Here is a 25927-nt window from a genome sequence, read left to right as displayed (position 1 = left end):
CTTATCTTAAATTGCAAGTAATTCAATCACAGATATCTCTTAATCCCTAAATGTTCAAGAAAGGGTCAAATCTTTCTGACAACTCAGTGAATAACATAAAAAGAACCCAAAAGAGCTATTGATTCAATAGCGTATATATGATTTCACAAGTCTCCTCCTACTTCGATGTTAGAAAAAAACAATATTTCCTCATTTTAACCTCTAATATATACCCCCTTCTGCAACAAAAAAAACACTGACTCAAATCATCAGTGTTTTTGAATTAAAGCTAATGTCATCTTCGTCATGACAAATCTTTCTCCATTTCATATTGCTCGATGTATACGTCAAGACCAACACTTTGAAGGAAACGTATAGAATTTGTATCTCTTTTGTCTACATTATTGACGGTGATGATAGAATGTCTCTCTCCCATCCAATGAAATAAGGAACGCCCAAATCCCTGGTTTCTTTCTTCTCGCAAAATACCGAACTGTACAACTGCTCCGTTGGCCGATTTTATTACCGCGTATCCACAAATCTTATTCTCTTCCCTTATCGTGACCACATCGTATAAATGCGGATTTCGTAAAATTGCATGAACAGATTGTTCCCAAGAAGGTTCAAAATTCCAATAAGAATGTACCGATGTCCAATCGAATTCTTCCAGTCGAACCATAGTAATGAATGTATGTCTATGATCGTCCGGAAGGGTGACATCAATACGCCCCTTGAAACAAGCCAATTCTCTATGAATTTGAAATCCTATGGCGGTATACGCTTTTATAGCTTTATCATTCGTTTGAATCACTTCAAGCAAACACTTTTGAATATGAGCTTCTTTAAGGATGGGAAGAGCATGACGATAAATTTGTTCGACTAGCCGTCTCCCTCTATATAAAGGAACGACTCCTGTACCAGTATTAAATGCAGTACTTTCGCCGTTACGATCCCCGATGCCATGCATAACAAATGCAACCAGCTTCTCTTGATCAAAAGCACCAAACGACATCTGATAATTAACTCCCGCACCTGCAAATTTATCAGCTAAATACTCCGAAGAAACATGAAATGGAATTACATAATCGGAGAAGGCTTCGTTAAAGCAAGTTGTAAACTCTTGTAATTCAAGATCCTTAACACTTTTGATCAACATGTAGTTTTTTTCTCCTTTTCTTTTGGTACTAAGTTCTTCATCATCAGCCAATCTCCAATTCATCATTTAGTACGGCCATAGAAAAAAGAATACCCATCTGACTTTCCAAGCTTAGTCGTCTCCGTTTCGTCCACTATCTTGACCGCTTTCAGTAACGATATAATTTGTGTATTCATGAGCTTTGCATCAAATTTGCCCATCTCTCTGTCTTCACTATCCACGAGCAGATAGTCGGGCATTGGAATGAAGCCAATCACCGGTATCCCTGCTTCAAATAAAGGCTGACTCTCTCCAAACTCAAACTTGTTATGTCCACGTAATAATACAGTACGTGTGCCGTCGGACTTTTCAATAGCTTTCAGCCATATGGACGCCATCATTTCATTGCCCGCATAGGTATATTCTGTACTTATTTTTCCAGTTGGTCTATAGTGACCCGTATCATCGTCCTTCCACTCCATACTGCCTAAATGCTCAACCGTAATTCCAGCTACAGCTTTCATATGGCCTTTCTTGCCATCCCAGAGCTCTCGATGCCCCTCCATCCAAGTGGAAGTCGCCTGAGAAGTTCCTTTGAAATCCGGTAATCTAAAATGGCCTGTCACAAAGGTGAAAATCATCGTACGTTCCGGCTGCTCCTGCTGTAAGTAACGAATCATGGACAGCATGCCCACAGCACCATTTTCCTCCACCACATTTATCCCATCCGTATGGGTATTTATGATAATCGCTTCATCTTTATTTTTCCCTTCAATTTTCACATAAAAGGATTCTGTTGGAGCATTTTTTTGTATTTCCGCTTCTAAAATAACCGTACCTTCTTTGTGCTCCTGGGCTGCACTGATCACCTTTTTCCCTTCCGTTTCATTGACCCAGATCGCAGGAATTCCAGCATAAGCTGTAGTAAAAGGCACATACTGCTTTTCAACCTTATCGTCGGATACCCCTTTCCAGACAACAACAACAGCTTTCACACCCATTTCCTTCGCTTGCTCCAATTTAGCTTCTTTTAAAGCTGTAGTGAGGACTAGATCGCCTTCATTTGGGGCAATTTGGCTTTGCATTGGAGAGGAATCCCGCATGTTCATAACGATCCCACTTGGGAAATTTCTGAAATTCTCAATTTCAATGACAGCAATTTTTCCGCTGGCCTGGTCATACTCACCACGCTTCGTATATACCAGCTCCCCTGTTACCCCATTTTCATCAGTTTCTCCGGAATAAGGAAAAGCTGAAGAGACATGAATTGACTGCTGATCAATCATTAAAGAGCTGCTCTTTTCTTCCCATCGGTCAAAAGTATAGTGATCACGATAAACTTTCAGCCCCATATCTGTTACCTGTTGCTCCAGCCATGAAATAAATTGATTATGACCCTCAGAGCCGGTTGTACGGCTTCCAAAAGAATTCATTACTTCAATATCCTTCAGCATCACTGCTGCAGAATCCAATTTACGTTCATCGATCGTCACAGCCGCATCAGCTGCTAATGCCACAGGTGTTGTAATAGGTTTTGAATAGATTCCAATACCCCAAAGTGCAGTAACGATAAGAGCAGCAATGCTGAATAACACTTTACGAACCACTATCAATGGAGTGACTCTTCTGCGCACCTTTTGTCCAAAGAGTCCTCTCCATATGCCCGCTACGATCAGCAGCAAGATAGAAAGCGCAAGCAACCAAAATTCTCTTGTCAGTAAGTACAACCCTTCTGCCACCATCGCACTAATTAACACCACATGTAACTTTTCACGCTTCTTTAAAAGTAAAAAAGAGATGCCTAATTCCGCTAACAAAAGGGTAATGGTCACTATCGAGATTACCGTTTCTTTGCCAATGAATACCGTAGCACAAAGTGCTAGGATCAAAAGCAGCCCCGCTGACAATCGTCTATATAAGTTTTCTAACATGACGCCCTCCCATTTTATCTACTACTATTTTGACATTACATTTGTAATGCCTTATGGTTTTAGCATATTGAAAAGACTCATGAAAAACAATGAAACGAATACCAGAATGTACAAACGGAGGGGAAATGTCATCTCAAATCATGAATTATATAGTCCGAATACCTCTCAGCATCGTTCCAATAAAGAAACCAACCGTTTGACAAGAGAAGCCATCTGCACGGCATTAGTCTACTTGATCCAGGAACAGCCTTTTAACAAAATCACCATCACCGATATTGTGAAGCGTGCAGGGGTCTCTCGAACTGCCTATTACAACAACTATTCCTCCAAGCAAGAGATCCTGGTGGATTTGGTCGATTCGCTTATTTTCGAAATTAATCAAAAACTCTTACCTTACACCAATGAATTAACAGGCAAAGCTAAAGAACCTCAAAAATTTATCAGAGTGCTTTTTGAAGTTGTTTTTCAGCAGCGGAACATCTACAAAGCACTTCAAAGCGCAAAGTTTGATGATGTGATTCTGGATTGCTTGAATGAAATGATGCTCTCTACTGCTCACGACAAAAGCGATGAAAATGTGTACCGAATATACTTTAAAGCGGGGGCCCTCTATAATGTTCTCCTCAAATGGATACAATCCGACTTTGCAAAATCCATTGATGAGATGACCAAGATTTGTCTCGATGTATACCAAACTCCAATGTCCCAAGAATAAGGTTTGAAAAATTGTTTTTTTTAAAATGGAAAAAGAAAGAAACTACGGAACCAAGTTTGGCTCCGCAGTTTAATTATCAACCCTACAATTGGATTTGTTTCATGTAAGCTTTGAATTCCTCAGCGATTTCTTTGTATTTTGTATGATGCAGGTAATGAGAACCTTCCATCGGGATCATTTTCCCCTGTGCGGATTGTTTGACTTGCTCTTCATGAAGCGGAATCCACTGTTTATTGTGCTCATTATTCGATTGAACGAAGAGAAGCAACGGCAAATCTTTTGGCATTGTGAGTTTTTCTCCATTTTTAAAATTGGAACCGAGGTGGCTCAGTTCATTCATCAACGTTGGATTGGTCGCGACTTGATTCGAAATCAAACGCATCTGTTCTTTGGTATGCTCATCGAATGCAAGCGATTTATACGCATCTCCGCTCACTTTTTGGAACAATCTCATCAGACCTGATTTTTGAAGAAATTGCATGGATTTCAAAGGTAATTTGACATCCATCCCGGGTTGATTGGGAACGCTGCTATCGATGCCGACAAAAGCAAGAACTTCATCCGGATAAGTGTTCACATAGGTCGCTCCGTAAAGTCCCGCGATGGAATGTCCCATTAGAATGTAACTGTCAACACCCAGTTGCTGCAGAGCTTCGTGAACCTCACTTACTATATTCTCCGTCGTTCTTTCCTTCTCGGTTTCATCGCTCAAACCATAACCGAAAGGCTCGACCAACACGACTTTATAATTAGGGGTAATTTCATCGATCAGCAATTTGAAATCAAGTGCAGGCGACGGGGTTCCCTGTCCCGGTAGAAGTACAACGGTTTGTTCTCCGCTGCCTTGAATGAGCACATTCATCTTTTTCCCATCCACATTGACATACTGGCCATAGGATTCGATTTTCTTTTTCTCTACCCCATCGCTGATTGCATCAACGATAAAAACGATGCCCATGAACAGCACGAGCGCCCCTACAATACCTCCGATTATTTTTAACCATAGGTTCCGTTTCTTGTGGCTCTTAGTCCCAGTTGTTTTTATTTCTACCTTATTTGCCACGTTCATCTCTTCCCTTCCTTGTCTCTGTATCTGAAGTGCCGCCTTGACGACATATTCAAAGTGTAATCAACTAAGATGTACTCATCGTGACGACAATATGAACGGAATATGAACAAGTCAAAAAGGAGGCGTTATATCTGAAAGATATAAGCACCTCCTGGAGACATATTTAGATCAACAGCAAATCGGAATGCAACATCTTGGAATACTTCTTACAAGATTTAAAACGCTCATCGTATTATTTGTTGACGGTTACCTTGATGATATCACTTAGGGTCTCTCCCGCTGCATTAACCAGCTCCGCTCGGTATTCATAATTGCCGGAAGCGCGACCAGTGACGTCAGTTGTAGCGCTCTGCGCCGAAGGCGTGTTGGCGTTCAGCGCTTGCGTGTCGATCAGTTGCCCGTTCTCATAAAGGCGGTACTCTGTGGCATTAGTGCCCCACCATAGATTCATCGTTACTTTATAAGAGCCATCTCCGTCCCAGTTGTCATGGGCCAGGACCGGCTTGCCCGGTGCGGCATCGCGGATCGTCACCGTGAGCGGCTGGCTCTTGCTTGTGCCGTATTTGTTGGTAAGCTCCACTGTGTATATATAGGTGCCATTCGGCTTACCGTGAAGCGCTGTGCTTGCCGTCTGCGCGGACGGAGATACATCCTTCAGAGACTTGGAATCGATCAGTGTGCCATTCTCATAAAGCTTGTAGCTGGTAGCGTTATTGCCCCACCAAAGATTCATGGTGACGGTAAAGTTACCATCACTGAGTCCATAACCGTAGCCGCTGTTCGAGGACAACACAGGCTGTCCAGGCTTGTCAGTTGCAAGTGCCGCTCCGCCAGTAATTTGGAACGTGTAGCTCTTTTCGGCAGTATTGCCTGCGGTGTCGGTCACGACGTAGTTTACAGTATGGGACCCGGCACCCAGCTCCGCAGCGTTCAGGATCTGTCCGTCGGCTATGGGCTGTCCATCCAGCAGAAGCTGCTTGGAGGCGACGCCAGACAGATTATCTTCGGCAGACAATACAAACTTAAGCTGGGCTTCCTCCTCCACATCGCCAACCGCATGACCGGACTCCGTCAGCTCCGCTGTCGGTGAAACCGTGTCGATATTAAGGCTCAGTGTCTTAGTTTCTTCCGCCTTTCCCTTGCCCGAAACCGCATGATAAGACAGCGTATGCCGTCCATCTTTGCTTACGGTCAACGGAGTGCTGAATACGGCTTCCGCACCGCCGTTCAGCGAGTAATAAACTTTAGCTGTATCGGAGTCGGCCTTCAGGGTTACTTCGGTGGGCTGGTTCAACCAGCCGGCAGCGTTCGGATTTGCCGACAGCGTCGCCGTCGTTACCGGAGCCCCCACTTCTTCCACAATGCTGAAGTCTCCGAGACTTCTAGGTTTGAGTTGGTATACGCCTTTGAAGATCGCGGCTACGCCCGTAATATCGAGCTTCTGTCCTTCCGCATAAGGGAAGCTGTCTTTCGTGATGCCCGTCCGGGCATCCACCCGGATGTGATTGCTTGTCCCGCCATCGGCGATGGCGTCAAATTCAAAAGAACCGCTTGGAGTGGCTGTGATAATATTCGTCACTTTCACGTCTTTAAGCTTGAGCAGCTGACCTTGATTGGTATCGTTCACTGACGGCACGTCAATGGACTCGGGCAGCTTCGCAGTGCCGGTCTTCTCGATCTGCACAACTTCGGTCAACTCTAGCTCCGAATTGTACAGCGCCGTGGACGCTGTTACCTTGACCGTGTCGCCGGCATGGAAGCCACTTTGGCTCTGGTAGACATAAAGTCCGCCGGTCTCATCCTGCAGATAAAAGGTTTGCCCGCCGAAAATACCCGGCTCAGTCGTTACGATCCCCTCAACCGTCACCAAGGATCCAACAATTTTGGTCCGGGCTTCGCCGATGGAAACGGTCGCTGGAATCGGATCTTCCTCGTCCGGAAGCGGTTCTGCTGGGACGTTACCGAGCGTTACTGATTCGGTCTTCAGGTTCGTTCCGTTCTGGCGCAGACGCAGATTGGATGCAGCCGTGGTGCCTGGTTTGATCTGTACGGTCAGATCTTTGTAGGCATGGCCGTTCAAGTCTGAAGTCAGGCTAAAGTTGGCGCTGTAAGCATAGCTACTCGGCCAAGTGCCGTCACTGTTCTGGATCTTGGCGATCTGGGCACCGCTACTCACCTGGTAGATACCCAATTGGAAGCCTGATACGCTCGTATTGGCAGGGAGATTATCTGCGCTGACACGAATCTGGAAATCCTGCGCGTTCGGCAGCACCGTTTGGTGCGTGAAATTGTACACCGCACTTGCAGTAGCTGCCGGTCCGCCGTAAGAGCCCGCCTTGTAGCTGGTGCGGTCAAACCATTTGTAGCCGGCATTCGGAGCGGCCCATGGCTCTGGCTGAGGCTCAGTGGAAAGCGCCGGCTCTTCGAACGGCAGCAGCTGAGTCGGCTGATCCAGCGTCAGGCCACTTACCTTGGTGAAATCCGTATAGCTCTCTTGTTCGGCGAGCCAGTTAACCGTGTTCACCAGGAGCTCAGCATCGTCAGCCTCCTTGAAGCCATCGTAAGTCGTTTTTTTGGCACCGGTATCCTCGCGCAAATACTTCGGCGTGGCATCCTCGACTGGGGAGGAGTCGCCGAGAAAGGCGGCTTTGCCGGCACCTTTTTTCGCCACGGCCACATAAGGACCTTCCGCTACGCCGCCGCCATTGTAGACACCTTGGTCCACCGCGTTGCCCCAAGCATTGTTGGTTTTCGGCAGATAGACGATGCCCTTCGCTCGGGTCGGGTCGAGGATTGCCAGCGTGGAGCCGGCATGCATGGCTACACTTGATACTCCTGATGTAATACCGAAGGCCTGATCGGGAGCCACGATGTTGGTCGCGTTAATGTCACCGAGTGCATTGAAGCGGAACCGGACGCCGAACTCTTCCGCCAGCCAGTCGGAGCTGACCACGCCTTGCATTGCCGCGGAACCGGCCTCTTCGGTGCTCATGCCTTTGGCCGGGTTGTCCCAAGCTCCGCGGCGGTAACCGTTGAATGCCTCATTGCCGTCCCAGCGATTCTTATTGCGGTCCGCATTGTAATGATCGCCGATGAAGAAGATGCTGCCGCCGTTCTCCACGTATTCCGCCATAGCTGCCTGCTCGCTGGATTTATATGGAATGTTAGATTCGGCCACGACGAAGACGTCATAGCTGGAAAGATCGCCTAGCGTAATCGGAGTGGTCTTACGAAGCTCTTTGACGTAATAGCCTTCTTGCGCAAGCGCATTACCAAAATCGGAAAAAGCGCCATCAATAACCCAGTCGGCCGCTCCGGCCGTCTGCGCGTGGGTATTGTCAAACAGAATTTTCTGGCCTGCATGCTCGTTGACCACTTTGGCTTCAATGAATGGGGCGGGGTCGCTTGGTCCCTCAGCGTATATCGCCGAGCCGGCTCCGAATGCGAATAAATGCAGGGGTACGGCAACAGATGCAACCAGCATGCTTTTTAGCAGCTTCTTATTCCAACCTGAACGCTTCTCCTTCATATTCTTCCTCCTTAAGATATAGATCGGTGGATTTTTCCATAATTGTCCACCGCTTTCGTCTAATATGCTATCTCATAAGGATTAGGAAAAACATAGATTTTTGTAAAGTGTTGTAAATTTATACTTTCGGCCTATACAGTGGGTGAAAACAAGGTCGAATCTTGGAAATAAGCTATGAAAAAAGTCTTAGTGATACTGGAGTTTGGGTCCGGAATGTTCTGCAATAGAAAAATGGTCAAACACAACAAGCAAAAAAATCCCCCATGTATACAGGAAGAGTTCACAATCAGGTGATCTCTTATATTCCTGAATATCATGAGGGGATTTTTGGCTAAAAAGCAGGCTCTGCTTGATGGAGCACATACTTCATTCGATTATTTATTGAAAGTAATCTTCTCCGAACCGTTCTCAAGAATGATCGAAGTTTCCCGCGGCTTTGTTTCCGCGATTTTGCGGCCGGCTCTGAACGAATAAAGTACTCCGGCCTGTTTACGAATGGTCTCATACTCGTTCTCTGCTTCAAGAACGATGAAGTTGGCAGGTTTACCTACTTCAATGCCGTACATATCCTCGATATTCAACGTTCTTGCACTATTTTTCGTAATAAGATCGATTGAATTTACGATTTGATCGTATCCGAGCAACTGAGAAGCATGAATACCCATGTGCAGCACCTGAAGCATGTTGCCTGTGCCAAGCGGATACCATGGATCGAAAATGTCATCGTGACCGAAGCATACATTAAGTCCCGCTTCCAGCAGTTCTTTGACGCGAGTTAACCCTCTTCTTTTCGGATAAGTGTCAAAGCGTCCCTGCAGATGGATGTTAACCAGAGGATTGGAGACGAAATTTAGGTCAGCCATCTTCAGTAATCTAAACAATTTGTACGTATATGCATCATTGTATGACCCCATCGCCGTCGTGTGGCTTGCTGTCGTACGGGAGCCAAGCCCGCGTTCGTAAGCTTCTTTGGCTACAACTTCCAAGAAACGGGATTGCTCGTCATCGATTTCGTCGCAATGGATATCGATCAGACGGTCGTATTTTTCAGCGAGGTCAAACGCAACCTTCATCGAATCAACGCCATATTCTCTTGTGAATTCGAAGTGTGGAATACCACCCACCACGTCAACACCCATTTTCAGCGACTCTTCTAGTAATTCCACGCCGTTCGGGAAGGAGTGAATACCTTCCTGTGGAAAAGCGACAAGCTGGATGTCAATGAACGGTGCCATTTCTTCTTTTACTTCAAGCATCGCTTTTACGGCGGTCAAGCTTGGATCAGTAACGTCTACATGTGTTCGTACATGCTGGATACCCTGCGCGATCTGCCACTTCAATGCAGTTTTGGAACGCGTTTTGACGTCTTCATGCGTCAGGAAGGCCTTGCGTTCTGACCAACGCTGGATGCCTTCAAACAGTGTTCCGCTCAAATTCCATTCCGGCTCACCTGCTGTTAACGTTGTATCCAAGTGAATATGAGGTTCAATGAACGGCGGCAGCACAAGTGAGCCGTTAACATCAATTACTTCCTCATTCGCAGTTAGTTCCATTGATTGCGTGATAAGCTCAAACTTCCCATCTTTCACAACAATATTCCATAAACCTTCTTTACCCCGCAATTTTGCGTTCTGTATAATCATTTTTATTCCCCTTTTCTTTGGATTCTTTCATAGCAACGATCAGCATTATCACGGTGTATACAACCGCTGTTCCAATCAGTGCATTAAGTGGTGTTATTCCTGGAGCCAGCTGGGCGAAGGCCACGCCGATAACCCAAGCTACCATCGCGATCCAGTTTACATTTTTGAAGGTCATGTCGGCAAATGGTTTATAGTTTCTGCGCTTCACAATAAAATAGTCTGCGATGATGATGGCGCCGATGGACGGGATCGCCGCGCCCAGCACATTCAGGAAACCAACGAAATTGTTGTACATCCACATGGCAAATACGGTACCCACGATGCCGTTAACGATAACGAAAAACTTTTTCGAAATTTTAGTGATATTGGCAAAGCCCAGCCCGGAAGCGTAAAGTGCGTTATCGTTAGTTGTCCAGATGTTCAGCCCCAGTACGATGATCGCAGGAATGAGCAATCCTTGCAAGAACATGACCTCCGAGATATCTGCCAAATTATAAGCCATTGCGCCGACTGCACCGAAGAGGAACATAAGTGAGTTCCCTAGAAAGAACGAAATGACCGTTGCAATAACCGCCTGCCGGGAGGTTCTGGCAAACCGGGCAAAATCGGGCGTCAACGTTCCGCCGCTAATGAATGAACCGATACAAATGGTCAATGCTGCTGCTGCGGTAAGCGACTCTGTTGGTGAGTAATCGAGCAACCCTTGCAGACCACCCAGCGTGTTTACTCCTTCGAACACAGAGTAACCACCGAGAACAGCAATGGCCGGAACTGCTATATAACCCAGAATGACGAGCGACTTCATGCCGAAGATGGCTGATGCCGTCATTGCGAGACCAAACACGAAGATTAAAAGGTACACATTCCAGTCCATCGCTCTGGCGACAGGTACCGCGAACATGGCTACACCGACACCGAACCATCCGACCTGTGTGAAGCCAAGCAGGAAAGAAGGAAGGTACGAGCCTTTTTCACCGAACGCATATTTTGCAAGCAAATGCGTGGAAAGACCTGTTTTGGCAGCGATATGTGCCAGTGCTCCGGTATAGATGCCGAGTGCCAGATTACCGGCAAGCACGATTCCAATGAACTCCATGAATGTCAAACTGACCCCTAACGTTCCCCCTGCCAACATGCTTGCGGAAAAGAAAGTGAATGCTAACATGACGGAGAACGTCTTTCCAAAATGATTTCTCTGCGTTTTCGGCACCGCTTGCCACGAAAACTCTTGATCTTGTTTACTCATCAGAATACCCCCAGTATAAAGTGTCCTGATACCAAAAAAGCAGAAACAAAAGAGGCTACTCGTCAGATCAAACTGACAAGTAGCCTCTTTTGTTCATCATAATCCGCGCTAAGACACAGAGCATCCCTTGACGGAATATGCCCTGCTTCTCACGTGATTATAAAAATCCGCTGTCCTTGTCAGCCTCTCTGGACTGAATTAAAGGTACCAGTATTCAATTACATTCTATTATTTTAGAAAAACCTATAGATGTCAATGTCATTAATATCCATTGATATAAATCCTCTTTTGAATGCTGCGCTTGGAATTATTATGTGGATGAGGTCGACCAAGGCACTTGCTCATAGTACAAAGCCTTATGTGGTACCGGACAACCTCACTCTCGGAGTTCCTCCACTTCCTATCAGGAACGGCCTGATCCACAGTCCAAACGGAGCGGTTATTTAATTTATTCAGGAGGTGGATTCCGTTTCGCTCAGATGTGCCATATCTATTAAATTATTTAGTAGTGCCAAGTAATAAATTAACAATCGTATCCAGCTGAAGCTCTAATGAAAAAGGGTCCTCCATTACGAATTCATCATGATAGTTATCACCATACAAATAAACTTTGCCATTTTTCACTGCAGGGATGCCTTTCCATATGTTACTTTCCATTGCTTTATTTGTTGCATCAGCATCGCCATTATAAACAAAAACATAATCTCCTAAGTATTCTGGGAGCACTTCAAGTGAAATCGATTCAAAACCCTCAGCCATATTTTTTGCACTTTCTGTTGGAGGCAGCTGCAGCATATTGTATATTGTGGAAGAACCATAGTTTCCTCCCTTTGCAGCTAAGACGTATACCGCTTTTTCTGAAAATGAAACAACCGAAACGGTTTCCCCTTCCTTGATAACACCGGTGAGTTTCAACTTTGCTTCAGCTACTTTCTGTTCGTATTGCGCAATCCATTCTTCTGCTTCTTTTTCTTTTCCGAATATCTTGCTTACACCCCTGAATTTATCAAGCGGACCTGCGGTTGATAACCCCTCCCAATAAGGCAGAAAAACAGTCGTTCCAATCTTCTCATATTGTTCTATGTTCTCATCGATTGAACCGATAATTAAGTCCGGATCTAGCATCGTTAATTTTTCCAGGTTTAAAGGAAAATCCCCCAGATCTTCAATTTTCTCGATCGTTTCTTTCGGAATGTCCGCCTTCTCCATCCAGCCTTCATCCAGCATAAATGTTCTTGCACCGATTGGAACAATTCCTAATTTCAATAAATGCCCCATATATTGGTCAGCCGCTACTCTTTTCGGCTCTGCAGGTACTTCCACATCTCCCTTTGGCGTTGATACTATTCGAGTCTTCGAACTTTCTTCTAATGCAGTTTGATTTTCGGTTCCATTCCCAGTACTCTGCTCCTTCGCAACTGTGCCCGTCCCGCTTGAGCAAGCGCCTAATAATAGAGAACCGCAAAGCAGCAAAGCTGCCGTCGTCTGAGATTTTGTCATTTTAAACATATGTAATTCCCCTTTTTCCGTATTATGATAATGATTATCATTATTAATATACTGTTGAACGATGTGTTCAAAAATAGAGGATGTGGGGAAGTTTGATGGACTTTCAGCAACTTTATGTGCCTGTATCTCTCTTGTTCTAAAATGTGCAGGGGATACACCTTTTCTTTTCTTAAAAATTCGGCTGAAATAATAAACGTCTTTATAACCAACGCTTGCTGCAATTTCCCCGACAGAAGCCTCTGTTGTCATTAAAAGCTCTGTTGCCCGTTCAAGCCTAAAACGAATTAAGTAATCAATCGGACTCATACCTGTGTACTCTTTAAACAATGATGACAAATGATAAGCACTGAAATTAAATACTTCCGCAAGAGAATCTAATGTGATTGGCTCCGCATAGTATTCCTGGATGTAGGTGATGACTTGGACTGCAACACTTGTTTGTTTCACCTCAGTCTCTTGTCTATGTAATTCTTTTAAAACCTGATCAATGAATTGATAAAACAATGATTTAACATGGAGTCTCTCTTCTTGCCTGTTCCATTTTTGATGCATCATTTGAATTTTGTTATAAAGTAAAATGGGTGCATTAGGGGAAAAACAATATTGTATTTGGAAGGGATCCTCTTCATTAATCCATGCACGGTAGTAAATGATATAGTAAACAAATTTTTTGCTTGTCGGAACAATATTGAGGGTCACCCCTTTCCCGCTATGGAGAATTTGAAATCCTGTAAAAGAAAATTCGGCCTGATCTAACTGAACTTGAGCGCTCCCATGTACCGAAAGTAAAAATATACTGGCAGGAATCTTATATTTTTGAAGAATTTCGCTTTGAACCATTTCAATTTGGCGTACATCCAATAACTTGACGGTCGCTTGATCCCAAAGAAATATTTGATTGTTGATGTGCATAATGATTACCCCTCCGTTATCTGTCTAATGATCATCATAAATGATAACCATTATCAATAACAGTTGTCTAAAGATAATAAAGGTCTAGACTGAAGAAAACTGCTAAAATGTAGTTAATGTATAATTTAAATATCCCTCATGAACAAAGGAGAACTGAAAATGAGAAAACTCGTTCTATTTCTTCACACATCGCTTGACGGTTTTGTAGAAGGGCCGAATGGTGAAATGGACATTGGTTGGGTTTCCTACGATGCTGATTTGGAGAAACATGCGAAAGAAATTCTGAGTACTGCCGACACTGTCCTTTGGGGACGTGGGACTTATCAGATGATGCATAGTTACTGGCCATCTGTGCCTTCGAACCCATCAGCTTCGCAGCATGAACGGAATCATGCCGAGTGGATCGAAAAGACAGCCAAAATCGTTTTTTCCACGACGCTGGAGAAAGTCGAATGGAATAATTCCAGACTCGTGAAAGAAGATGTCGAGAAAGAGATCAATAACCTCAAACAGCAGCCAGGCAAGGATATGGTCATCCTCGGCAGTCCTAGGTTCGCACACCACCTCATGGAGCTTAATTTAATTGATGAGTATAAAATTACGGTTTCTCCCGTTTTGATCGGTAAGGGATTGCCGTTATTCCAAGGTCTCAAGGAGAAGATCAATCTTAAGCTAATCGAAAACAAGACCTTTGATTCTGGAGCCATAGGCCTCGTTTACCAGACAGTAAGATGACCTTGTCACTTAAGGTGATTATGCTAACGGGGAACGTTATTGGAACGACAACAGCTGCAGTCTAATACTTTATTTTCACCAAACAACAGGACAAGATATTTATCTAAATAACAAAAATCCGATTGCGCCCAGCAGCGTCAATCGGATTTTTGTATAATAAATTATTGTTCAGCCGCCAATTGCAGGAAATGATCTGCAGCCAAACGGACAGCCAGGATACTTGCGCTGTTTAGTGAATTATCAAAGATAAGAACATGATTGTTTTTTACTGCTTCCAGTGAGTTCCACGCTTTTGAAGTTTCCTTCTCCTTGATGGCCGCCTTTGCGATATCCTTATCATGCTGGATAATAATATAATCGGGATTCATGCTGTATAGACCCTCCAGAGAAAGCGCCCCACCCTCTTCGGGATATCCCTTTGGTGGCAACAACCCAAAGCCCACTGTTTGATTGTAGTACATTGTGTTTTTAGAGCCTTGAGCATTAAAATTGGCTTTTCCATCGACCCGTAGCAAGGCAAAGGTCTTATCTTCAAGACTATTTAACTGTTTTTTCGTATTGGCTATCATTTCTTGTGTTTCCTTAATGGCTTGTTCTGCTAACGTCTCTTTTCCAACAATCTGAGCACACAGCATCGTCGTTTTTTCCCAGGTATCGGTGTAGTCAATTAAGATGACAGGTGCAATCTTATTCAACTCATCATAATTGCTATCAACAGAACCCTTGAAGGTTACAATCACATCAGGCTTTGCATCCATGATCATTTCCAGATTCGCATTGCTATTGCCCAAATCAATAATCTCAGCAGTTCCGGCATAAGGCTGTAAAGTAGCGAAATCTTTCATTGCTTCAGCTGCGTTAGTTGATGCGATTGGAGGCGTATCTAGAGCGAAAAAGTAATCCAAATACAAAGGATGAAGAACCGCTATCCGCTCAGGTCGTGTCTTGAGCACCACTCCATTGTCGCTGGCATCTGCAATTGTTCTTGGCCATCCCGCTTCCTCGATCTTGCCGACTTCAGGTGCAGTTGTGACTGAAGTTTCGGAACATCCAGCCAGTAATCCTGCTATTATAACTAAGGATGCAATCCATCCAAATAGTCTATTCATTTGGCTCCCCCTTGAGTTGTTATCATTACTATCTGTATAAATGCTTCATTAAATCACGGTTTTTCTGTATGAACAGGTCATTGTGCGAAGACACCATCCCGGTCGAATTTGCCTCCGGCGTGATGTATTGTTTGGCCTGGTTTACTGCATTTGCAGAATCCTGGAACGCTCCCGCTATCAGGTGCAGCTTCCCTTCATGATGCAGAACATCACCTGCCGCATAAATGCCCGGCACGGATGTCCCGCTCATTGCTGATCCTGAAATCCGATGTTCCCACAGATCAATTTTAATTTCACTGTTCACCAGTAGTTCCTTGTCGCGTTCATAACCGTGATTAATGATGACCTCATCAACGGACAGCTCAAATGCTTCTCCGTTGTCATTGCTTTTTAGCAGCACTGTCCCTATTCTTTCGTGATCCGGTGTGGCAATCAATTTTTCGATTGAAGTATTTAACAAGCACACTACGCCATTGTTCGCCAAGCGTGAAATATCGGCTTCATGCCCCTTTAAGTTCTCTTTCCGGTACGTTAAATACACCTTCTTGGCAATCGGGGCCAGTTCGTTCGCCCAGTCAACAGCAGAATGTCCGCCACCCGATATTAGAATAGTCTTCTCTTTGAAGCGGGCAAGTGACTTCACCGTATAATGCAAATTTGTAATTTCAAATCTTTCGGCACCCTCGATTTCAAGCTTGATCGGCTTCAGAATGCCTCCTCCAATGGCCAATATTACAGTTCTAGTAAAATGCTTCCGGTTTGCGGCCGTGTGTAATATAAAGTAACCTGCTTCATCTTTCGAGATGGATGTGACCTTTTCATTAAAAGCAACCTCCGGCTGGAACGTCATCCCTTGCGCAACCATTTGTTCAATAAGCTGCGAGCCAAGAATAGGTTGTAAGCCTCCCACATCCCAGATCATCTTTTCCGGATAGACATGCACTTTGCCGCCAAGTACAGGCTGAAATTCAATGATTTTGGTCTTCATTTCGCGGAGTCCACTATAAAATGCAGCAAATAATCCGGCCGGACCGCCGCCAATAATCGTAACATCAAACATTTCCTCTTCATGCATCGTTCAATCGCCTCAACTCTCTTTTTTATATCCCTAGATGCTCACGAAAAGTGCACCCCGTATATTCACTTCGGAACAAGCCTCTCTCAACCAGCTTCGGTACCAGCTTCTCAAAAAACAGTTCCATAGATTGTTCTGAACCGCCCGGCAAGGCGATGAAGCCATCCATAGCCCCCGCTTCAAACCGCTCAATAATATCGTTCAGTACATCCTCGACTGTCCCGACAGATACCCAATGAGCAGATCCGACAACCTCCGGCCTGTCCAGGATCTCTTTCACTGTAGGCTGGTTTTTGATAATATACCGCCGCAATAGTTCGGCATGTGTCCGGCTGCGGACGGCCTGATTTGGATCGGGTAACATATCGGCAGTTACGCGCCTATCTATGGAATAACCGGTTAAATCAAGACCTAACACCGATTTAAGCGAAGCATGTCTGCGCTCAAGACTTAAATTCGCATGTGCGGTCTTATGTAATTCAAGCGCTTCTTCGCGCGTATCAGCCAGAAAAAAATATAAGCCCGGCAAAACTCTGATGGCATCCGGATCACGTCCCTGCTCTGCCGCTCTTTTTCTCAGATCATTTCTTAGCTCCACTCCTGATTCGATATCCGGCATTGCTGCAAAAATAGCATCTGCAACGGAAGAAGCGAAATTCCGTCCAATATCCGAAGCGCCGGCTTGAAATAGCGGAGGCGTTCCTGACTTGTGAGCAGGCAAAGTAAGCGGTCCTTTTACACTGAAAAATTCACCGGAATGATTTATAGCAGTTACTTTATCCTTATCCGAGAACATAGCCGACTGACGATCGATAACAATCGCTTCATTCGGAAAACTCTCCCAAAGCTTGCTTACGACATCCGTGAACTCTTTTGCCTTGGCATATCTCTCTTCCGGTGAAGGCATAGGTGACTCGCTGAAATTATCAGCGCCTTCAATAGAAGTGACAATATTCCAGCCGGCACGTCCATTGCTCAGCCAGTGTAAAGACTGAAGCTGTCTTGCTACAACATAAGGCGGATTAAAAGTGGTAGAAATCGTCGTCACCAGTCCGATCCGCTCGGTTTCACGGGCTATCGCTGCAAAAAACAATGCAGGGTCCGGGCTGCCGAAATTAGAGGAATCCCCTAACATCTGCGGGCTAACATACAGATAATCAGCCCTGAAGAGAAAATCGAGCTTAGAATTCTCCGCCATTTTTGCCAAATCAATATAATATTCGATAGACCCCATCTTTTCGACTCCGCTATCCGGGTGCCGCCAGCCGTCTCCTTTCATCCAGGTTACATTTAAGGACAACCCAATACATAATTGTCTTTTTCCTGTCATATCTACCAGCCTTTCATTTATAAATCAATTTACTGATAATGATTCTCAGTTACAAGGGTGAGTTTATCAAAAATTTAAATAAATTCAAATGTACAAATCTCAAATTCTACATGCATCATTATTTAATCTAAATAAAAAAGTCTGCACTTCTGGTTCATCACCAGTAGCTGCAGACTTAATTCAAGTATAAGAAACTCGATATGTATATTATCTAATTATCTATAGGCAGAGGGAGAAACACCGAATTTCTTTTTAAATAATCGGCTGAAATACAGCGGATTGTCATAACCGACACGGTCCGCAATCTCGTGGATAGGAAAATTGCCTGCTTTGAGTAAGTCACAAGCTCGTTCCATACGATAATTAACGACATAGTCAATTGGACGCAGCCCCGTGTATTTGTGAAAGAAGTAAGAGAAGCGGTTCGTACTCATTGCATGCCGTTCCGCTAAATCACCGAGTGTAAGTGAATTCATATAATTTAGTTTAATGTATGCAAGGGCTTCGTCTACCATCCTTTGATTCGGTGAACTGTCGTTCTCTCTGTAACTACAAGCAATCAGAACCTGATGCATTAGGCTTAAGAACAGCTCTTTGATACGCAGCTTTCCAATTTCTCCGGATGGATGGGTATTCTGATGAAGCATGATTAGTAATTCAATAATTTTTAGATTGGCTCCTGGCTCCAGCTTGAAATGAGAGTCAAATTCGGTAGTACAATTCATTTCTTCTGGCATATCCAATTTATAAAAAAGGGAGTAATACTCAAGCTCTGATTGTCCTATAACCTGCGAATCCATTTGCATGCCTGGAGCCGCATGAAAAACTGACCCTGGCCGTAATTCATATACGGTTCCATTCACACGTATTCTGGCTCCCCCGCGAATGATAAACAGAAATCCATGCTTAACGGTGGTAAATTCACTTAATAAACTTTTGGGCTGGATGACTAATCTGCTTCTATCTTCTATATCATAGACACCATTAGTAAATGCCTTTGCTAATTTGTCCAAATTTATCAATGTTCTGCACCTGCTTCTGTTAAAATCAGATCCCATTCTGATATTTATTTAAAATAGTATAGACAAAAGCGTGCGAAATTGCTAGAAGTGTAGTAGATATTCTACTGTACATTACACTCAAGAAGATGCTCAGGAGATTTTGGTTGAAAATATGCCGTCTTCATTACAATCAATTTGAAGAAGTTCATCCTGTAAAATCCAAACATCAGTGTTTTCAACAAAGAAATGAAATCCGCCAATGGATTGAACCCATGCGGGATCGATCGGTGTAGCACTTGCATTAATTCCAACAGTGAAGGCATCTGAGCCTCCACCGGAATATTTTGCATAAATTCTTACATATTGGCCCTCTTCCAAACCCCATTCATTCTTAAATGAATCCAATGCTTTTTCGGATACTGCAAATGATATCATTCCTCTTCTCTCCTTTCTGCTGTTTAATCACATTTTTTTATTTCGCCACGATAATTGGCCATTCTGAAACTGGCTCCGCATCCACATGAAGCTTTTGCATTAGGGTTATTCATAGTGAATCCGCCTACCATTCCACTCTCTTCATAGTCAATTTCAAGACCGTCAATATATGGGATACAATTCGGGTGAACCAATATACTAAAATCCTTTTTATTTAATACAATGTCCTCTTCTGCCTGCTGTTCATCTACGACTATGGTGTAGGATAATCCACTGCATCCCCCTTCATCAACACCCACTCTAAGAAATGGATTTCGGATATTCGCACTTAATAAGATTTCGGCGATTTTTTCTGATGCCTTATCACTGACCTCGATGATCATTGTGAACTCCTCCTTCGTTTATTTGTTTTTCAAACCTAAAGATTGTATACCCGTTCCTATCTTGGTATACGTATTGCCTGATGTTGCGGCAGCGATCAGCCCAATGAAATCAAAAGAAGTGCGATAGTGAACGGTACTGCAGGTGCTCTTCTATCTATGATTCGACCGACGACTAGAGTCCCGATAATCTACGCAAGCAGATAAGTATTTAATATCCAGCCAAACATGCTAAGGCCGTTCAAATCTACAGCACTTGAAGGGGCAATGGTGGTTACACAGGCCTTCGAATCCAATGGCCATCACTGACAGAATAATACCTATGGATAGTACAAAATAACGTGGGCTGAAAATGCTTTGATGATTAGTCGGCATGAAATGTGACTTCCAAGAAAATTGGTATGTATACATCGTATCTGGACACTTAGTAAACATTTTTGTTTATAATGTCTAAGCTACAGTTCAGCTTTGACTTTGTCAACATTTTTGTTTAAAATGTAGTCTGTGATATAGATTTAGTTGCTTCAAAAGGAGGTGCACCTTGAGCCAAAATCATACCAAAAAGGATGTCTCAACCAAGACCCGAAGAGCGATCATTGATCTGTTAAAGCAGCAAGGGGGAATGGATGTTATGGCACTCTCCTCCCAGTTTTCGCTATCTGGAATGGCTATTCGTCAACATTTGAATGATCTGAAAGAAGAAGGGCTGGTTACTAATAAAGAAGAGTCCCGTCCCATGGGGCGACCCACCAAGCTATGGATCTTAACACCCGCGGCCGATCGATTTTTTCCAAGCGGATATTCGGATTTATCCATCAGTTTGATCAATTCCATGAAAGAAGCTTTCGGAAATGAGGGGCTGGACAAGCTGCTCGCTGTTCGAAATAAGAATATGCAAGAACAATATCTTCAGCATCTTGGTGATACAGGAGACGTTAGAGTGAAGCTGGAGAAACTGGCCGAGATTCGAACAAATGAAGGTTATATGGCCGAGGTTAAGGAGCAGGATGATGGCAGTCTTTTATTCATTGAGAAACATTGCCCGATCTGTGAAGCTGCTGCTGTATGTACCGGGTTATGCAAGAATGAGTTACATCTATTTAAAACTGTTCTAGGAAATAATGTTCATATTGAACGGGGGGAGTATATTTTAGCGGGAGGAAGAAACTGTGTATATACGGTTAGGCAAAATAAGCTGCTGTTTTAGCGACTTTTTGTTCTTGTCCCTCGATCTTAAAACCAGCGGTGCGACGGATGAAAGAACCAGCCGCCTATGAGATTTATGGGAAGTATCTCATTTTTTCAGATTATCGAATACACTACCCTAATGTCCCAGGAATAAGGTGTATAATCAGCAATCACGCCCCTCAGATACAAACCCCAAAATCAGCCTCTTCCTTACCGGAAGAAAGCTGATTTACTGGAAATTTCTAAAGATAAGGGTTCCTTGTTAACCCTGCTGCCGGTATGCGTTCTTCTGCTGCTGCCCCGCTGTTGCCTTCTTTCTTCTGCAGTACAATCGTGAATTCACCTATGCCCGGAACGTAGATACGTGCTACAGAATGCTCTTTGTCCATGCTCGATAACAGAATCATGATTTCTTCTGCCGATGTTATTTCCATCGTATAATTCACCCCCTGCGGTAAGATGAAGAACAGAATTTAGAGTGTACTAAATTCTTTGTCCTTGCCTCCTACGGATTGACACCGATTGAGAACGGACGTGCACCTACAGGAATAACACTAATCACCGCCTGGGTAACCCCATCAATGACCGATACCGTGTTATCATCCTGATTGGTGATATAGATGCGGTTAGTCAATGGATTAACTCCTGCACCATTAGGGTTATTCCCGACCGGAATGGTAGTAATCACCGTATTCGTTAATCCGCCAATCACCGACACATTGTCGTCATCCCGGTTTGGCACATAGATGGCATTGGTTGATATGTTCACTCCCAATTCAGCCGGAGTCGTTCCTACAGGCAAGTTGGTTATCACTGTATTGGTGGCTCCATCAATGACTGAAACGGTGTTACTGGTGAAGTTCGAGACATAAATCCGGTTCGTTAAGGGATCAACACCGACCCGGAACGGGTTAACCTGAACGGGAATCTGTGTAATAACCATATTCGTAGCCCCGTCAATGACGGTAACAATATCCGAGTTGAAATCAGCTACATAAATAGTATTGGTTAAGGAATTCACGCCGATCCCCGTTGGAAAAGGAGAACCGCCGGCGGGAATAATGGTAGTCACGACAGTGTTGGTTAATCCGTCAATGACAGTAACAGTATTATCATTAAAATTGGCAACATAGATAGCATTGGTAGAGGTATTGACCGCGACTGCACCTGCTCCATCCCCGGCAGGAACGGTGGCCAGCACCGTATTGGTCTCTCCGTCGATAACGGATACGTTGTCGCTGTTCAAATTAGCAACATAAATACGATTGGTTAACGGGTTTATGGCTACTCCCGCAGGATTCACGCCTACAGGGATGACTACTATCACCGCACCTGTTACTCCGTTGATCACAGAAACATCATTGCTATTGAAATTGGAAACATAAATGCGGTTAACGGAGCCTGTGGCTCCCCTATTTTCAGCTCCTAGCAGCTCGGATGAGACAAGACGGTGGGCGGTAACCAGCTCCCCGGCTGAGTTTTTGCCCCACACGGAGATTTCCGTTTGCAATTCAGCGAGACCTTCCGTTGTAAAGACAAACTCAAAGGCATCCAGATTGGCAAAGTAATTTCTTGTGATCACCTCGTCTGGAGAAGCCGTAATAAGCTCGCTTACATACAAAGTCCTTGTGAGGGTTAAATTGTACCCTTGGATCAGAATAGCGGACTGATTCAGCGCATCCCGGTTATCGATCTTGACCGTCACCTGCTCAGTAGGCCTGACACCGCTCACAGCACTATTATCAATAGGTCCTGATGATAAAATTGCCATTCTAACGAATCCTCCCTTAATTCCCATAATTAAAGATTTAAAAAACTACCAGTCTCTCTTTAACGTATGTAAGAACTGTAGTTGGGATTGGACTATACTATAGCTAGAATTTAATTTCAGCAAAATTGATCTGTTCTCCCATGGAAGAAAACTACCAGAGGATTATTTTGACTTTGTTTATTCGATTTATGCTATAAGCTGGACAACCGACCTTTAGCCGGAGTGCTTCTTACCTAAAAAAAAAGAGGGATCATTTATTTACAGATGGTCTCAACCTATACACAAATGTGTTTATACAGAAAATGATATGCTAGTATTTAAAAATTGTTATTTCGATGAATCTTGGTATTCAGTATCTCTTGACGAAAGTACGTTAACATTATCGGATCCATTTGTCATTGAGCAAATGATTGAGCAATCTGATGATAACTTATGCAGTCGCGGGACGATAAAAGCGATTTTTCAAAAAAAGCAAAAATGCTTCCTGTAACTTCTGTAATTAAAGCAAGAAAACGCTAGCATCCGATACCTATTGAAATAACACCTTACAACGTAATAATTATAAAATAAGCCGATCCAGAAAAGGATCGGCTTATTTTATAGTTTTTTCATGGTCAATCTTGTCTGTTCTCAACAGATTTCATGCGGTTTTGATCGTCAGGCACTCGATCATTACTGAATTCCTGGCCTGCTTCTACTTCATCATGACCGGAAACACTTCGGGCAAAATTTGTGAACTGCCTTTTTTGCTCATCTAGCTTGTGTTTACTCTTAAGAAGCTCCTGCGGATCCTGATTTGTCATAATGCTATCCTCCCAAAATGGAATCATGCAGTTTATTCGCACTACAGAAGTTTTCCATAATAGAGCGGAGCTTATGCAAGAATTTCAAATACTTTATTCAAAACAAGGTATTCTAAAACAATGATCCCAACGCAAAGAATAATAAAAAACTGAAGTCTTGCCGTATTCATTCTATCCTTCCAATACTCTCCTCGGAATAATGAAACGATGTTAGGTGTAAAAGTATGTCTAATCGATTCGTTATAATCATCATTATCCACAAAGAACACGCGAAACAATAATTTATATACTGGAATATTTAAGAACAGTAGAAAAAGGATCATCACAAGATCGAGACTCAATTTACTCGCCTCCCAAGATTCACTTATCCTAATTTTACCACATAAATAACTGTAGACATTGGAGGTCGATGACATTTTTATAATTGCTCTATTGAAAAAAGCCCTTCCTTATATAGGAAGGGCACTCATCGCTAATCTCCTTTGTCTACCATACTTCCATCATTTTAGCTGTCAAGTTTGCAGAAGATTGCTTATCTCGTTCAAGTTTTCAGAGAAACCAACGAACACCTTGTCTTGAATGACAATGGTCGGTACGATCTGCTTACCTGTCAGCTCCAGCACTTCCTTCGCATAATTCACATCTTCTTCGCAGTTGAATTCGATGTAGGGAATTTGATGCTCATTAAAGTAGCGCTTGGCAAATCGGCAATCGCTGCAAGTTGGAATCGTGTAAATTTTGATCGGTGTTTTCGAATCGATTTTCAGCATAAATGTTCGCTCCTTTACACGTTAATTTGTTTTAACTGCTCGATTTAATTCGGTCCACAACATGCTAAACTTTTCTTTCCCTTTCGCCTGCTCCTTGTATAAATCGATCGCGTGGATACGACAGGAACAAATCATAACTATCTTGGTAAGCAGATTCAGCGTAAAGCGACTTCCCCCGACTTGAATAGCAGATGATACCGCCAGCATCGTCTTTTATCCCATGATCATTCGCCTTACCTCACATCAACGACGAATGGTACGGTGAACACTTCCCCGTTATGCTGAAATTGTCCCCATAATTTATACGTCCCGCTTTGCGGAAAAGAAGTCGCGAATTTCGCATCCGGTCCCGTAGCTTTCTCATCGATTGGATGAACATGAAGATATTGATTCGCATCTTTTGATAGAATCACAACATGGCCGACCGCTCCTAAATAAGGCTGCAGGTTATCAATCCTCTTCTTCGTCTTCGCATCGCGAATGTTGAAGGTCAATGTCACTTCTTCGTTTGGTTTCGTATCACTCAAGGCCAGTTCAATTTCCTTGACACCCACTTCTTTCACCAGTTTCCCTTCGGGCGTAATCGCGGCATGTTTGCTTTCCTTGCCTTCCACCTTCACCCACTCGCTAAGCGTGGAATTGGCACCGCCAGTAGGAATAAAGTCCGCAAACACCTTGTACTCACCTCCAGCCGGGAACGAAGTGTTCACTGTAAATGTGCCGTCTCCCTTAAACTCGGGATGAATGTGGTTAAAGAATGACAAATCGTGATTGACGATGATGAGATGAAGCAATTTCTCGTGATTGATATCATACTTATTGACCGTTTTCCCGTCCTTATCCGTAATTTGAATAGTCAATTCCGTTTCTTCGTTTGCTTTTGCGGCGCCTGTGGGGAAGGTAAACGATACGTTAAGATCCTCCAATGCAGGCTTCGCAGCTGCGCTATGATCACCGTGGCTGCCTCCGTGCTCCATGTCTCCCGCCTCCTCTTTCTCATTTCCTGTATGCTTCTCGGCGTTCTCTTGCCCGCTTGCTGCATGCCCGGCATGGTTATTTCCGTTTGCTGGCTTCTTGTCCTCCGCTTTGCCGCATGCAGCCAATACGCTAAAAGCGACCACCGCAGCAGCGACGAGGAGTATCTTCTTCTTCATGGTTATAGCAACTCCGTTTCAATCTAAATTCGAAGATGCAGAGCGCATCTTGACACGCTGCAGCCGCAAAGCCTCCCCTTACCCTATAATAATGATGGCATAAAAGCCGTATCATTACTGAAAGCGGTCCGACCTTTATTTCATCAGTTTATTGATCGTCTTCATGAATTCCGTTAATACTTCCGTATCCCCTACTTGAATCCGTTCGATGACACAACTTTTCATATGATATTCAAGTACTAGCTTCCCGACATCATTCAATGTTGCTTGCACCGAAGAGATCTGATTCAACATATCGTCACAGTAAATATCTTTCTCAATCATGTCTTTAATGCCACGGACCTGTCCTTCGATTCGATTCAATCGGTTGAGCAGATCGCTATTGGCTTGATCGGAATGATGGCTCTTGCGCTTATCCTCTCCAGGTGAGCAAAAGCCCGGATCTTGCTGTATCACTTGTTCAAAGAGTATCGATTCTTTGCTCATCGGAATCCCCCTTTCTTTTAAA

General features: G+C 43.8%; 23 protein-coding genes and 1 pseudogene. 4 read left to right on the top strand and 20 right to left on the bottom strand.

Annotated elements, in window-relative coordinates:
- Window positions 1-283: 283 nt before the first annotated feature.
- Both NYE25_RS05645 and NYE25_RS05640 read right to left on the bottom strand, forming a co-directional pair.
- On the bottom strand, window positions 284-1186 hold the full coding sequence (locus NYE25_RS05645; RefSeq protein ID WP_341145359.1) for a GNAT family N-acetyltransferase: 903 nt from the start codon (window positions 1184-1186) through the stop codon (window positions 284-286).
- A gap of 11 nt (window positions 1187-1197) precedes the next feature.
- Window positions 1198-3045, bottom strand: coding sequence for a hypothetical protein (locus NYE25_RS05640; RefSeq protein ID WP_341145358.1), 1848 nt, complete (start codon window positions 3043-3045; stop codon window positions 1198-1200).
- Between the two features lie 79 nt (window positions 3046-3124).
- On the opposite strand from NYE25_RS05640, the gene NYE25_RS05635 reads away from it, so the two are divergent.
- A complete protein-coding gene (locus NYE25_RS05635) occupies window positions 3125-3760 on the top strand; it encodes a TetR/AcrR family transcriptional regulator (RefSeq protein WP_341145357.1) in 636 nt (211 codons plus the stop codon).
- 82 nt (window positions 3761-3842) lie between these two features.
- Here NYE25_RS05635 and NYE25_RS05630 read toward each other — a convergent pair whose 3' ends face one another.
- The 5 genes from NYE25_RS05630 to NYE25_RS05610 form a co-directional block, all read right to left on the bottom strand.
- Window positions 3843-4829, bottom strand: coding sequence for an alpha/beta fold hydrolase (locus NYE25_RS05630; RefSeq protein WP_076283719.1), 987 nt, complete (start codon window positions 4827-4829; stop codon window positions 3843-3845).
- 232 nt (window positions 4830-5061) lie between these two features.
- Window positions 5062-8358 (bottom strand): chitinase N-terminal domain-containing protein, encoded by a 3297-nt coding sequence (locus NYE25_RS05625; protein WP_445667119.1) that lies wholly within the window; start codon window positions 8356-8358, stop codon window positions 5062-5064.
- 374 nt (window positions 8359-8732) lie between these two features.
- Window positions 8733-10001, bottom strand: coding sequence for a cytosine deaminase (locus tag NYE25_RS05620; RefSeq protein WP_341145356.1), 1269 nt, complete (start codon window positions 9999-10001; stop codon window positions 8733-8735).
- Entirely contained in the window at window positions 9970-11247 is a 1278-nt protein-coding gene (gene codB / locus NYE25_RS05615) for a cytosine permease (RefSeq protein ID WP_341145355.1), read from the bottom strand. Before codB ends, NYE25_RS05620 begins: the two co-directional genes overlap by 32 nt.
- Before the next feature lie 498 nt (window positions 11248-11745).
- Complete coding sequence (locus NYE25_RS05610; protein ID WP_341145354.1) at window positions 11746-13668, bottom strand: AraC family transcriptional regulator; 1923 nt, start codon at window positions 13666-13668, stop codon at window positions 11746-11748.
- Window positions 13669-13827: 159 nt separating this feature from the next.
- Here NYE25_RS05610 and NYE25_RS05605 point away from each other — a divergent pair, with 159 nt between their 5' ends.
- Window positions 13828-14403 (top strand): dihydrofolate reductase family protein, encoded by a 576-nt coding sequence (locus NYE25_RS05605; RefSeq protein ID WP_341145353.1) that lies wholly within the window; start codon window positions 13828-13830, stop codon window positions 14401-14403.
- 161 nt (window positions 14404-14564) lie between these two features.
- On the opposite strand, the gene NYE25_RS05600 is transcribed toward NYE25_RS05605, so the two are convergent.
- From NYE25_RS05600 to NYE25_RS05575, 6 genes are all read right to left on the bottom strand, one after another.
- The gene (locus NYE25_RS05600; RefSeq protein ID WP_341145352.1) at window positions 14565-15512 is read right to left on the bottom strand and encodes an ABC transporter substrate-binding protein; all 948 of its coding nucleotides are present in this window, start codon (window positions 15510-15512) and stop codon (window positions 14565-14567) included.
- 28 nt (window positions 15513-15540) lie between these two features.
- On the bottom strand, window positions 15541-16587 hold the full coding sequence (locus tag NYE25_RS05595) for an NAD(P)/FAD-dependent oxidoreductase (RefSeq protein ID WP_149645699.1): 1047 nt from the start codon (window positions 16585-16587) through the stop codon (window positions 15541-15543).
- A gap of 25 nt (window positions 16588-16612) precedes the next feature.
- Entirely contained in the window at window positions 16613-17917 is a 1305-nt protein-coding gene (locus tag NYE25_RS05590) for an NtaA/DmoA family FMN-dependent monooxygenase (protein ID WP_341145351.1), read from the bottom strand.
- A 215-nt stretch (window positions 17918-18132) separates the two neighbouring features.
- Window positions 18133-18939, bottom strand: a complete 807-nt coding sequence (locus tag NYE25_RS05585; protein WP_341145350.1) for a helix-turn-helix domain-containing protein — start codon at window positions 18937-18939, stop codon at window positions 18133-18135.
- Between the two features lie 129 nt (window positions 18940-19068).
- Window positions 19069-19353, bottom strand: coding sequence for a HesB/YadR/YfhF family protein (locus NYE25_RS05580; protein ID WP_341055048.1), 285 nt, complete (start codon window positions 19351-19353; stop codon window positions 19069-19071).
- 23 nt (window positions 19354-19376) lie between these two features.
- Window positions 19377-19736 carry a HesB/IscA family protein gene (locus NYE25_RS05575; protein WP_445667118.1) on the bottom strand — a complete coding sequence of 120 codons (360 nt, stop codon included), beginning with the start codon at window positions 19734-19736 and terminating at the stop codon, window positions 19377-19379.
- A gap of 538 nt (window positions 19737-20274) precedes the next feature.
- On the opposite strand from NYE25_RS05575, the gene NYE25_RS05570 reads away from it, so the two are divergent.
- Window positions 20275-20940 (top strand): helix-turn-helix transcriptional regulator, encoded by a 666-nt coding sequence (locus tag NYE25_RS05570; protein WP_341145349.1) that lies wholly within the window; start codon window positions 20275-20277, stop codon window positions 20938-20940.
- A gap of 223 nt (window positions 20941-21163) precedes the next feature.
- On the opposite strand, the gene NYE25_RS05565 is transcribed toward NYE25_RS05570, so the two are convergent.
- Together NYE25_RS05565 and NYE25_RS05560 are read right to left on the bottom strand one after the other, a co-directional pair.
- Window positions 21164-21355, bottom strand: coding sequence for a hypothetical protein (locus tag NYE25_RS05565; RefSeq protein WP_149645696.1), 192 nt, complete (start codon window positions 21353-21355; stop codon window positions 21164-21166).
- A 71-nt stretch (window positions 21356-21426) separates the two neighbouring features.
- Window positions 21427-22692 (bottom strand): YncE family protein, encoded by a 1266-nt coding sequence (locus NYE25_RS05560; protein ID WP_341128272.1) that lies wholly within the window; start codon window positions 22690-22692, stop codon window positions 21427-21429.
- A gap of 113 nt (window positions 22693-22805) precedes the next feature.
- On the opposite strand from NYE25_RS05560, the pseudogene NYE25_RS05555 reads away from it, so the two are divergent.
- Window positions 22806-23211, top strand: a pseudogene (locus tag NYE25_RS05555) (class I SAM-dependent methyltransferase); the annotation flags it as partial.
- 95 nt (window positions 23212-23306) lie between these two features.
- Here NYE25_RS05555 and NYE25_RS05550 read toward each other — a convergent pair.
- The 5 genes from NYE25_RS05550 to NYE25_RS05530 form a co-directional block, all read right to left on the bottom strand.
- Window positions 23307-23495: a hypothetical protein gene (locus tag NYE25_RS05550; protein ID WP_341145348.1), complete on the bottom strand. Its 189-nt coding sequence runs from the start codon at window positions 23493-23495 to the stop codon at window positions 23307-23309.
- Window positions 23496-23566: 71 nt separating this feature from the next.
- Window positions 23567-23836: a hypothetical protein gene (locus tag NYE25_RS05545; RefSeq protein WP_341145347.1), complete on the bottom strand. Its 270-nt coding sequence runs from the start codon at window positions 23834-23836 to the stop codon at window positions 23567-23569.
- A 171-nt stretch (window positions 23837-24007) separates the two neighbouring features.
- Window positions 24008-24265, bottom strand: a complete 258-nt coding sequence (locus tag NYE25_RS05540; RefSeq protein WP_060623601.1) for a glutaredoxin family protein — start codon at window positions 24263-24265, stop codon at window positions 24008-24010.
- Between the two features lie 233 nt (window positions 24266-24498).
- Window positions 24499-25419: a hypothetical protein gene (locus NYE25_RS05535; protein WP_341145346.1), complete on the bottom strand. Its 921-nt coding sequence runs from the start codon at window positions 25417-25419 to the stop codon at window positions 24499-24501.
- Window positions 25420-25554: 135 nt separating this feature from the next.
- Window positions 25555-25905, bottom strand: a complete 351-nt coding sequence (locus NYE25_RS05530) for a metal-sensitive transcriptional regulator (protein WP_076283736.1) — start codon at window positions 25903-25905, stop codon at window positions 25555-25557.
- Between the last annotated feature and the right edge of the window lie 22 nt (window positions 25906-25927).

Source organism: Paenibacillus sp. FSL E2-8871, from assembly GCF_038000345.1.
In the GTDB taxonomy this organism is placed as follows: domain Bacteria; phylum Bacillota; class Bacilli; order Paenibacillales; family Paenibacillaceae; genus Paenibacillus_AQ.
Note: the sequence above shows the minus strand (reverse complement) of the source record. Positions and strands in the feature narration are given on the sequence as shown.